Origin of the sequence: Pontiella desulfatans (assembly GCF_900890425.1) — a bacterium.
In the GTDB taxonomy this organism is placed as follows: Bacteria; Verrucomicrobiota; Kiritimatiellia; order Kiritimatiellales; family Pontiellaceae; genus Pontiella; species Pontiella desulfatans.
On record NZ_CAAHFG010000005.1, the window covers coordinates 445,058 to 456,172 of the forward strand.

The 11,115-nt window shown below is 56.4% G+C and carries 7 protein-coding genes, 1 tRNA gene and 1 pseudogene; 5 read left to right on the forward strand and 4 right to left on the reverse strand.

Annotated elements, in window-relative coordinates:
• The first annotated feature begins 29 nt into the window (after positions 1-29).
• Positions 30-2,624 (forward strand): glycoside hydrolase family 2 protein, encoded by a 2,595-nt coding sequence (locus tag E9954_RS32125; RefSeq protein ID WP_136083396.1) that lies wholly within the window; start codon positions 30-32, stop codon positions 2,622-2,624.
• Between the two features lie 30 nt (positions 2,625-2,654).
• Entirely contained in the window at positions 2,655-4,019 is a 1,365-nt protein-coding gene (locus E9954_RS32130; RefSeq protein WP_222847396.1) for a glycoside hydrolase family protein, read from the forward strand.
• 92 nt (positions 4,020-4,111) lie between these two features.
• On the opposite strand, the gene E9954_RS32135 is transcribed toward E9954_RS32130, so the two are convergent.
• The 3 genes from E9954_RS32135 to E9954_RS32145 form a co-directional block, all read right to left on the reverse strand.
• A complete protein-coding gene (locus E9954_RS32135; protein WP_168442754.1) occupies positions 4,112-5,260 on the reverse strand; it encodes an AraC family transcriptional regulator in 1,149 nt (382 codons plus the stop codon).
• A gap of 1,015 nt (positions 5,261-6,275) precedes the next feature.
• Positions 6,276-7,396 (reverse strand): IS3 family transposase gene (locus tag E9954_RS32140; protein WP_407947718.1). Its coding sequence is split into 2 segments (ribosomal slippage): positions 6,276-7,130 and positions 7,133-7,396, totalling 1,119 coding nucleotides; the frame shifts between segments, so codons are not numbered across the junction.
• Positions 7,397-7,717: 321 nt separating this feature from the next.
• Positions 7,718-7,900 carry a hypothetical protein gene (locus E9954_RS32145; protein ID WP_136083398.1) on the reverse strand — a complete coding sequence of 61 codons (183 nt, stop codon included), beginning with the start codon at positions 7,898-7,900 and terminating at the stop codon, positions 7,718-7,720.
• A 220-nt stretch (positions 7,901-8,120) separates the two neighbouring features.
• Here E9954_RS32145 and E9954_RS32150 point away from each other — a divergent pair, with 220 nt between their 5' ends.
• The 3 genes from E9954_RS32150 to E9954_RS32160 all read left to right on the forward strand — a co-directional run bounded on the left by E9954_RS32150 (position 8,121) and on the right by E9954_RS32160 (position 10,379).
• Positions 8,121-9,086, forward strand: coding sequence for a CRISPR-associated protein Cas4 (locus E9954_RS32150; protein WP_136083399.1), 966 nt, complete (start codon positions 8,121-8,123; stop codon positions 9,084-9,086).
• Positions 9,087-9,170: 84 nt separating this feature from the next.
• Positions 9,171-9,247: transfer RNA gene (locus E9954_RS32155), tRNA-Arg, on the forward strand.
• A 193-nt stretch (positions 9,248-9,440) separates the two neighbouring features.
• Positions 9,441-10,379 carry a hypothetical protein gene (locus tag E9954_RS32160; protein WP_136083400.1) on the forward strand — a complete coding sequence of 313 codons (939 nt, stop codon included), beginning with the start codon at positions 9,441-9,443 and terminating at the stop codon, positions 10,377-10,379.
• Positions 10,380-10,484: 105 nt separating this feature from the next.
• On the opposite strand, the pseudogene E9954_RS32165 reads toward E9954_RS32160, so the two are convergent.
• Positions 10,485-11,115: pseudogene (locus E9954_RS32165) on the reverse strand (IS3 family transposase); the annotation flags it as partial.

An 11,115-nucleotide genomic window follows, 5' to 3' on the forward strand; every position in this document is an offset into this window, starting at 1 on the left:
TATGGGAATGAACGAATCGGAGAGATGGGATGAACAGGTTTACGGTGTTGCTGATCGGGGCCATGCTCGCGGCGGCGGGGCAGGCGCAACAGTTTTCGACGGCGGGTTTCCATGCGGTGGAGGGGAGCCCCCGGAAGGTTATGAACTTTAATCCGGGCTGGCGCTTTCTCCTGGGCGATGCCAAAGGAGCCGAGGCGGTTGGTTTCGATGACCGCCAGTGGGAGGCGGCCAACCTGCCGCATGGCTTGGAGGTCCTCGGCGAGAATGCCAGCGGCGGGCGGAACTACCAGGGCGTGGCGTGGTACCGAAAGCAGTTTTCCGTTGAACGGTTGACGGGGAAAACCTTCCTCTATTTTGAAGCCGTGATGGGCGTGGCGAAGGTTTGGGTGAACGGCCAGTTGGTGGCGGAGCATTTTGGCGGCTATCTCCCGTTTGCCGCAGACGTTACGGGCGTACTGAAGGATGGCGTGAATGTTGTGGCGGTGATGGCCGACAATTCCAACAGCAAGCTCTACCCGCCGGGCAAGGAGCAATACAAACTCGACTTCACCTACCTGGGCGGCATCTATCGCGACACCTACCTGATCCAGACCAGCCCCACGCATGTGACGCTGCGCGAGCTGAGCAGCACCGTTGCGGGCGGCGGCGTCTTTGTCGCAACGCTGGATGTGAACGGCAACGATGCAACGATGGAAGTCCGGACGGAAGTCATGAACTCGGGCAACAAGACCTATGGCATTACGGTTCGCAACACGCTGGAGGATGCCGATGGAAAAGCGGTGGCCTCGGTTGAGGAAAAAACGACGTTGAAGAGCGGGGAAATCCGCCAGCTGGCCAAGCAGTTCACCGCGAAGCATGTTCGCCTGTGGCATCCGGACGATCCCTATCTGCACTTTATCCGCACCGACATTCTGGTGAGCGGTATTGTGGTGGACAGCCTGCGCACCCGCGTCGGAATCCGCCTGTTCGAGATGCGCGGGGCGGACGGACTCTTCGTGAACAAAAAGTGGATCGGCAAAAAGCTGATCGGCGCCAACCGCCACCAGGACTATACCTACATCGGCAACGCCTTGCCCAACTCCGGGCAGTGGCGCGATGTGAAGTTGCTGCGCGAGGGCGGATGCAACGTGATCCGCGCCGCGCACTATCCGCAGGATCCGGCGTTCTACGATGCCTGCGACGAGTTCGGCATGCTGACCACCACCGCCAACCCCGGCTGGCACTTCTTCAACTTCAAGGAAAAGATTTTCGAGCAGCGATTGTTCGAGGATACGCGCCAGCTCGTGCGCCGCGACCGCAACGTGGCCGCGATGCTGATGTGGGAAACCTGCATCAACGAATTCCCGAGCCAGCCGGACTATGCCATGAACCGGATGCACACCATTGCCCACGAGGAATATCCGTTCCCCGGCCTGTACACCGTGGCCGACCACGACGAGGCCATCAAGGGCGGGCTCGACATGTTCTACCACGGCGGCTCCAAGACCGTGAACTCGTTCAACCGCGAATATGGCGACGGCGGCGAGGTGGACAACTGGTATTCGCAGAACGCCCGCACCCGCGTGAAGATGGAATGGGGCGAGGGGCCGCTGCTGCGGCAGTCGCTCATTCAGGCCGCGACCCTGGCGCAACGGCACCGGACGGATCGGGTTCGCCTGGGCGGCACGCTCTGGTGCGGCATCGACCACCAGCGCGGTTACCACCCCGACCCGTTCCGCGGCGGCCTGCTCAACGGCCTGCGTATCCCGCGCTACACCTACTATCTTTACCAGAGCCAGTATGACCCGGACTACGCCATTCCGGGCATCGGGGAAAAGCCGATGGTCTACATGGCCCACGAGCTGACCCAGCTTTCGGACAAGGATGTCGTCGTCTATTCCAACTGCGACGAGGTTCGCCTAACCTGGATGGGGGAAGCGGTCGGCACGCGGAAGCCTTCGGCCGAGGGACAGTGGTCGGGGCTCCCGCATCCGCCGTTTGTCTTCGAGGATGTATTCGATTTCACGGTCATCAAGAGCCGCGGCCGCAAGGCGATTGAAGCGGTGATGGTTGCCGAAGGTTTGGTTGATGGGAAGGTGGTGGTCCGGGAAGTGAAGGGCTATCCGCAACGCAGCACCAAACTGGCGCTGAGTATCGCGGACGAGGGCATGGGTTTGGTTGCCGATGGTTCCGACCTCGTTCCCGTGCGGGCCACGGTGGTCGATGAAAACGGCTACACGAAGGTGCTTGCCTCCGAAGAGGTCTATTTAGAGATCGAGGGGGCCGGCGAGTTGGTCGGCGACAACCCCATGAAAACCTCGTTCGGTGTTGCAACCATCCTCGTCCGGGCAACGACCCAGCCCGGCGGCATCAAGGTTACCGCCCATTCCAACGGGTTGGAAAGTGGCAGCATCGGGTTCGACACCAAGCCGGCGAAGAAGGCCCTGTTGTTCGAAGAGGCCTATGCGGTGGCGTCCAAAAAGCCGGCGCCGAAGGGTGCTGTTGTGATTGTGCAGTCGGCCGCAAGCGAGCTGCCGACCGATGTGAAAAAACTGCAGGATGAATTGAAGAAGGCGCAGCTCGATATCGTGGGGAAGGATCAGGACATCATGGAACTGCGCAGCCGGTTGGGTTTGTCCAGATAAGGGCGCGGGCGAGCTACGGAGTTGATGCTGATGCAAAAAACATGGTTGTGCTCGGTTGTTTTCCTGATGGCGGTTGTGCCAATGGGCGTGGTTGGGAAAACCGTGGAATCGACGTATCAGGTGCCGGAAGGTTTGGTGCGCGGCGGGGCGTTCATCGACCGCTTCCTGCCCGTGCCGCTGCAAGGGGAGCTGCGCTCGGATGTTTGGGGTGGGGACAATGTTGTCCCGCGCGACGTGAACAACGGGATCGAAGACGCGGCATATTCGTATTGGGGCGGCAACATTGTGGTGGGGGACGATGGGAAAAACCATCTGTTCGTTTGCCGCTGGCCCGAAAACAATGTGAAGGGGGGTGGGAAAAAGTCCGGCCACCACACCTGGTGGAGTTCAGTGGTGGTGCATGCCGTCAGCGATTCGCCGCTTGGGCCGTACAAGGTGGTCGAGGAGATCGGGCCGGGGCATAACCCGGAAATCTACCGCATCAAGGATGGCTCCTACATCGTCGGCTGCGTTTGGGAAAATGCCTACAAGGCTCCAACCATCAACGGCCCGTGGAAAAAGATCCCCTACCGTTTCGAATGGCTGGACAAGGAGCAAAACCAGACCAACCGCACCTATGTTCCGCGCGAGGATGGTTCGGTGCTGATGGTCAACAAGCGCGGCTTTGTTTTCATCAGCGACAAGGCGGATGAGCACTTCAGGCAAATCACGCCGAAGTCGTTCTATCCGCATATCGAGGGGGCGCATCTGGAGGACCCGGTGGTCTGGAAGGATGAGGTGCAATACAACCTGGTGGTGAACGATTGCTACGGGCGGGTGGCGTTTTATTTCCGCTCGCCGGACGGGATCACGTGGAAGTGGGCGCCCGGCCATGCCTACGATGTCCATATCATGAAGCACGAAGGCGGAACGGCCGAGCGCTGGTGGAAGTTCGAACGCCCCAAGGTGCGCCAAGACCGGTATGGCCGCGCCACCCACATGAACTTTGCCGTGATCGATTCGACAAAGGATGCGGATGTTGCCAACGATAACCACAGTTCCAAGAACATTGTTGTTCCGCTGGTGGTTCCCCGCCGGTTGCAGATCCTGGACACCGATCCCATCACGCCGGAAACGAAGGAGATCCGGGTGCGGATTCTGGCCGAGGAAAACTTCCAGCCGCTGCAGGAGGTGGATGTCCAATCGCTGACCTTCGGTGCGCCCGAGCAGGTGAATTTCGGGAAAGGATGCAAGCCGCGTTCCTCCAGGGCTGCCGGCGACGACCTGGTTGTGACGTTCGATGGCGCCGGGAACGGGGTTTCAAACGATAGTTTTGCAGCGAAGCTGATTGGGCGCAGCAAGGGGGGTGGGTTGCTGTTCGGCTACGCAACACTGCCTGCCTCCGCCAAGGAATAGCCGGTTTCGGCCGAGGGTTGTCCGACCGCCGCTGGCGTGGCATCAACGGAGGGGGCCGCGGCCATGATCCTGTCCTCTTTAAATGGAGAGGATCAACCCGGGCGCATCTTCTTGCGGTAGTCGCGTGGGGTCATTTCGGTGACTTGCTTGAAAACGTGGGTCAGATAGTTGTAGGTGGCATAGCCGCAGGCCTCGGCGATTTCCTGCATCGGAAGATCGGTTTCGGCCAGCAGCCGCCGCGCCTTATCGATCCGCAAGCGGCGGATTTCGTCGAGCGGCGAGCGGCCGAACACCTGCTGGAAGCGGCGCTCCAGCGACCGCCGGGCCATGGGTACCGCCTTCAGGATATCGCTCATCGTGATCGGTTCGAAGGCGTGCTGCTGGATGAACGCCACGACTTGCTTCAGTTTCGGATCCTCCACCGCGAGGGTGTCGGTGGAAAGGCGCTCCATGATTCCGAGCGGGGGAAGGTAGATCGTTTCGTGGGGGACTTTTTCCCCCTGCATCATTTCGTGCAGCAGCTGGGCCGCCTTGTAGCCGATCTGCTCCGTCGGGGACAGGATGCCGGACAAAGCGGGGAAGCAGGCGTGGCTGAGCAGTTCGTCGTAGCTTCCGCTCAATACGGCGATGTCGTGGGGAACCGAGATGCCGGCCTCCATGCAGCAATCCACCACCGTGCGCCCGTTGCCATGCCCCCAAACCAGCAGGGCAATCGGTTTCGGTAGCTCCTTTAGCCATTCGATCAGCTTCTTCGACTCTTCGCGCGAGTTGTCTTCAATGTAGTATTTTTCGCACGAGAGGTCGCGCTCGGCCAGTGCCTGCTCAAAGGCTTCGCCATACCAGATGGGATTGGGGCTGTGTAGCGATCCCACATAACCAATGTTGCGGAATCCCCGGTCGATGAAGTGTTCCGCCGCCATTTCGGTGCCCACCCGGTCGTCCGTCCTGACGCAGGGCGCGGAAAATCCTTCGAGCGGCGTGTCGGCCACATTGACCACGGGGACGTTGAATTCGGCAATTTGCTCGGCCAGGTTGGTGGTGACCACCCGGGCAATCACGCCATCGCCACGCCAGCCCGGGGGGAGTTCGTTTGATTTGTCGAGGGTCTGGGGTCTGATCCAGACATGCCAGGGGCCAACCTCGTTGGCATAGGAAAGAATACCTTTGATGATCCGTCGTCCCCATTCCAGCGAAGTGCTGACCAGAATCGCCACCTGAAAAACATCGTCGTGTTTCTTCATATGGCGAAATGTCGCATATTGCATACGGAGGCGCAATGCCGAAGGCTTGAAACTAAGAAGGGAGCGGCGGTTTTAGTTGGCCACGAAGAGGCGCAAAAAACGCAAAGACCACAGCCGGGATCTTCATGAATCTTGAGCCTCTTTATGGAGGGCGAGGTTCCATCCGGGCCGGTGCAGAGTTCTTTCGTGGAGGGGCGGACTCTGTCCGCCCGGGCGCACGGCGTGCGCCCCTCCATCCGCCGCTTCCCCGGCGCGGAATGGTTAGTGCGGGAGTAGGGAAATTCCTGTCCCCGACGGGGGCCAGAAAGCCTCCAACCACCCATCGACCCTATCCGAGGCCCTTGGGGCACGGGATGAACTCGCGCCAGCGGCTGCAGATCCCGGGCCTGGAACGCCTGAACTAAAAAAACGATAATGCAATCCAAATGCTTTGTGGTATAAAAAATATACCATAAAATTTGAATTTGCTCCCAAGAAGAGCGAGAAGAACAAGGGCAAACACGGTCTCGATTTTGTTGAGGACCACGCCTTGTTGAATGATCCATTCACTGGATAAAGAAGCAAAGCGTTTGGGCGTTCCCTGACAATCACAGATCAAGGTTTTAGTTGCAGAGCACATTCAAAAATCAACTGCATAAAACGGTTCGAACCACCATTAATATGGAATTAATCTAAATAGAATTGAGTGTTCCGCCCATACAGGAAAATGGATCGCCATAAAAAGGCACAAGAAGCACAAAGACAATTCCGGCCAGCAGGTTTTCGTCTGTGCTTTCTCATGACTCCTATCCTTTGAAGTTAGGGAGCCATGCGCCAAATCTAACTTAACCTATTGCGCCTACCCCCAATCTTAAACCACGGATCGGTGAACTTAAGGTGGAACCTGCGGTTCCCTGTTCCGTGTTCTGGCGGCCAACGAGCCGCCCTTCCATGATGCCGTCGCGGAGCGGAGCCCGTCCCCGAAGGGGCGGCCCGGAGGGCCGAGGGCGGAGCGCAGCGACGGCATCACTTGCGATCATGTTCTGACTGCTCCTTCCATGAATACCTCGGCGGGGGTGCGTTTGTCCAGAGCGCTGTGCTTCCTCTCGTGGTTGTAATATTTAAAATAGCTGTCAAGGCCCCGATGCAACGCATGCCCGTCGGCATAGCATGCGGGATAGATTTTCTCATACTTCACCGACCACCACAGTCGTTCGATGAATACGTTGTCCAACGCCCGGCCTCGCCCGTCCATGCTGATGGTGATGTTCTCGTTTAACAGGACACCGGTGAAGGCGTTCGAGGTGAACTGGCTTCCTTGGTCGGTGTTGAATATCTCCGGATTCCCCTGCGTCAGCGCACGCTCCAGCGCATCAACGCAGAACGTGCTCTCCATGGTGCTTGAGAGCTCCCAGGCGAGCACATAGCGGCTGTACCAGTCGATTACGGCGGTCAGGTACATGTATCCATGCCGCATCGGGATGTAGGTGATGTCCGTACTCCAAACCTGGTTCACCCGTTCGATGTCCACATTGCGCAGCAAATAAGGGTAGATCTTGTGCCTCGGGGCGGGCTTGCTCGTGTGCGGACCGGGCGTGATGGCCTGAATCCCCATCAGCTGCATGAGGCGGGCGACCCGCTTGTGATTGACATCATAGTCTTGATCACGCAACCAGTCCGTCATGCGTGGATAGCCGAACTCCGGATGCCGGAGATACTGCTCGTCGATCAAACGCATCAGAAGCAGGTTCTCCGGCGTTTCCGGGGCGGGGTCGTAGTAGAAGCCCGATCTGGGGACGCCTGCGAGCCTACACTGCCGCCGAACCGAATAATCGGTGCCGGGCTCCACCCAGCTGCGGCGCGTTGAAAGCGGCAGGCTCATAGCTTTTTTTCGAGCCACTTCACGTCCATCTTCAGACGCCCGATCTCTTCGTAAAGTGGAGCCGTAAGCTCTTCTTCCGTTTGAGCCTGCTTCTTTTTCCCCGATGCAAAAAGATCCGGCGCATTCGAAAGCAACTGCTTCTTCCAATCCGAAATCTGGTTCGGATGGACCTGATATTCCGATGCCAGCTCCGCCAATGTCTTCACGCCCTTGATGGCCTCAATCGCCACCTTGGCCTTGAACTTGTCCGTGAATGTTCTTCGTTTTCTTCCCATTTCCATGCGTCCTTTTGTACCATGTTGAGGACGCAGGTTCCACTTAAGCCGGTGGTCCGAAAATCGGGGTTAAGCGCATATGGTCCAAATCCAAAAATCCTCCTTTCCTACAAAAGATATCGCCGAGCGACATCGGTCCTATGAAATAAGGTTTGCTCTCGGGGGCCAGTAAAATGATTATTCATTCAGCTGCTAAGTGCGCCTCTTGCCGCAATCCGAAGGGTTGCGTTTTTGTGTCTGTCTCCAATCGCCCCGGCTTCGGATGGAGACAGACACAAAAAAACCGCCCCAATGGGACGGCTATGGTTGGATCAGGAGCCTTTAGGCTTTTTTCTTCCCGCACTCGCCTTTCTTGGCGCCACATTCCGCCTTTTGAGCCGAACATTCCGCCTTTTTCTCTGCCGAGCATTCGGATTTTTCACCCGCGGTACATTTTTCACCAGCAAACGCGGAGGAACCAACAACCATCAGTGCAACTGCAGCAATACCTAATACTTTACTCATGCCATTACTCCTTAAAGGTTAACTTAATAGCCTTCATTGACCCGTATGTTGCGGCAACGTTCAATTTTTTTTTCATTTTCACCGGTCGCCTCTTGCGGAGCATCGAATCACGTAGTTCCTGGCAGTGATGGAGGACATTGGGAACTATTGATGTAAGCGAAGGTTTCCAATCATCCACCAATCCTGCTATCCATTGCACCCACACAGTTTGGAGCTTTTTATGGGACAGTTGAAGAATACGTTTTCGTGGTCGTTCAGTGCGGCGGAAGATTTCGAGCAGTGCCGGCGTCGGCGCTACTGGAGCAAGTATGGCATGTGGGGCGGCTGGGCGCGCAATGCGACCGAGGAGCAGAAGACCGCCTATCGCCTTAACAAGATGGACAATCGCTGGGGTTTGATGGGGCAGGCCGCGGAGAATGCGATCATGTGGGTGCTCAAGCAGCATCAGCAGGGAATGCCGGTTGATGCCGATGCCGCGTGGAAGACCATTGCCCGCCCGTTCATGACGAAAAAGTGGAACGAGTCGACCGAGGGCAACTGGCGCAGCGCCCCCAAACAATTCTGCTGTCTTCGAGGGCACTATTATAAAACCCTCGGCGGCGAGGAGGAAAAGGAGGCCAAGCGACAGTTGGCGGCGCAGATTCAAAACTGCATCTCCAACTTTATCGGCAAGGTGTTGCCGCGGATCGGGGCGATTAAGCCGAACCAGGAATTCCAGATCGCCACGCCGGAGCAGGGGGGCGATGTGGAGCACTTCATCTACGAAGGGGTGAAAATCTATTCCATCCCGGACTATGCCTACAGGATGGGCGACGAAGTCCATATCCACGATTGGAAGGCCGGTAAGATCAAGGCCGACCAGCACAAACTGCAGCTCTCGCTCTATGCTTTGTGGGCGATCGTCAAGCACGGTGCCTCGCTAGACAAGATTTTCCTCTACGTGGAATATCTCAACGAGGGCCAGGTGTTGCCGTTCCAGATCACGGAAGAGCAACTCGAGGAAACCAAGGCGCTCATGAGCGATTCCGTCGGCGAAATGACCGAATATCTCGTTGATCACGACCGCGAAAAGAACGAGCCCTTACCGAAGGATGAATGGGAGCTGGCCATCGATCCCGCCAGCTGTGGCCAGTGCAATTTCCTGGAGCTCTGCAAACCGGAATTGGATGCCTTGGGCGGCGTTTGATTTTTTCACTTTTTCCCGTTGACCGGAGCAGGGCTTCTCTATACATTCCGTCCCTCTTAAGCGCCATAGGCACTTAATTAAAGCGCAGCCATAGCTCAATTGGATAGAGCACCTGACTACGAATCAGGAGGTTTCAGGTTCGACTCCTGATGGCTGCGCCACTTATTTCGCTCGTAATCAACAGGTTACGAGCTTTTTTATTGCCTAGGCGAAATTTGCCAAAGTTGCAATAACGGCATAAAATGCAACCAAAAGTCGTTAGTGCGTTGCATTTCAGGTTGCATTGAGATTTAGGATCCAGTTCACAAATGAAAGTGAATGTGATAATAGTCGATCTCCAACAGGAGAGTAGCAGTGCCCGAAAATAAATCTGAAAATTATATACGAAGGTCTGCCAGTAGACTTCTTACGTACAGAGACTTTGTTGAGAAATTTCAGGATCCCTTCGATGGTTCCACTGATTCCGCTCCTGGGCCTAAAAATATCGCTAAAATTTTTGGTGACATGAATGACTTACTCACCAAACCCCGCTTTCCCTCGGATGCTATCGATACATTTGATGGGCTGAAGAAATTGTTGGCCAATAGTTCATATGAGTGGAGCAAGGAGGTAGAAGCTTATGTCAAAAGTATTTTTCCGTCCATCCCACGATCTTGCCCAACTGACATTGGACAGGATAGGCTTGCCGGAGTTAAAATAGATGCCTGGCGCACGTTTGGTTGTGCCAAACAAATGCTCCGGCTTAGCTATATGTTTACCCTGCCTCCTAAGAAGTGGCGTGAATGGAAGTTATTAGAGCCTACCCCGTATAATGCCTCAGCTACCGATGATGCAGTTCGTTCTCTCAGAGAAAACCACAGGGCATACCTCCTTCCTTTTTGTGACGAGTATGGGTATTTGAAAGCGCCCTCATATAACGAGCTGTTGAGTTATATGGAGTTTGAACTATCGGACGGATCTCCAGAGGAGGTCGGTCTGCGTAAAGAGGCGTTGCTCGATGCTGTCTCGGTCTTTCAAGAATACGGACTCTATCGCATCAAGTTCGGGAAGAAGATGAGCTGGGAGCGGGATTTTTTTCGATTCGAGCGCCCGGATATAATTGAAGGACGGTTAATTTCAGGCGGTACGGGGACAATACGGGTGGTAATGCCTTCTGGATATGCTGACGTCGGGTTGAAGAACCATTTCCCCCTGCGCCTACCCCCAATCTTAAACCACGGATCGGTGAACTTAAGGTGGAACCTGCGGTTCCCTGTTCCGTGTTCTGGCGGCCAACGAGCCGCCCTTCCATGATGCCGTCGCGGAGCGGAGCCCGTCCCCGAAGGGGCGGCCCGGAGGGCCGAGGGCGGAGCGCAGCGACGGCATCACTTGCGATCATGTTCTGACTGCTCCTTCCATGAATACCTCGGCGGGGGTGCGTTTGTCCAGAGCGCTGTGCTTCCTCTCGTGGTTGTAATATTTAAAATAGCTGTCAAGGCCCCGATGCAACGCATGCCCGTCGGCATAGCATGCGGGATAGATTTTCTCATACTTCACCGACCACCACAGTCGTTCGATGAATACGTTGTCCAACGCCCGGCCTCGCCCGTCCATGCTGATGGTGATGTTCTCGTTTAACAGGACACCGGTGAAGGCGTTCGAGGTGAACTGGCTTCCTTGGTCGGTGTTGAATATCTCCGGATTCCCCTGCGTCAGCGCACGCTCCAGCGCATCAACGCAGAACGTGCTCTCCATGGTGCTTGAGAGCTCCCAGGCGAGCACATAGCGGCTGTACCAGTCGATTACGGCGGTCAGGTACATGTATCCATGCCGCATCGGGATGTAGGTGATGTCCGTACTCCAAACCTGGTTCACCCGTTCGATGTCCACATTGCGCAGCAAATAAGGGTAGATCTTGTGCCTCGGGGCGGGCTTGCTCGTGTGCGGACCGGGCGTGATGGCCTGAATCCCCATCAGCTGCATGAGGCGGGCGACCCGCTTGTGATTGACATCATAGTCTTGATCACGCAACCAGTCCGTCATGCGTGGA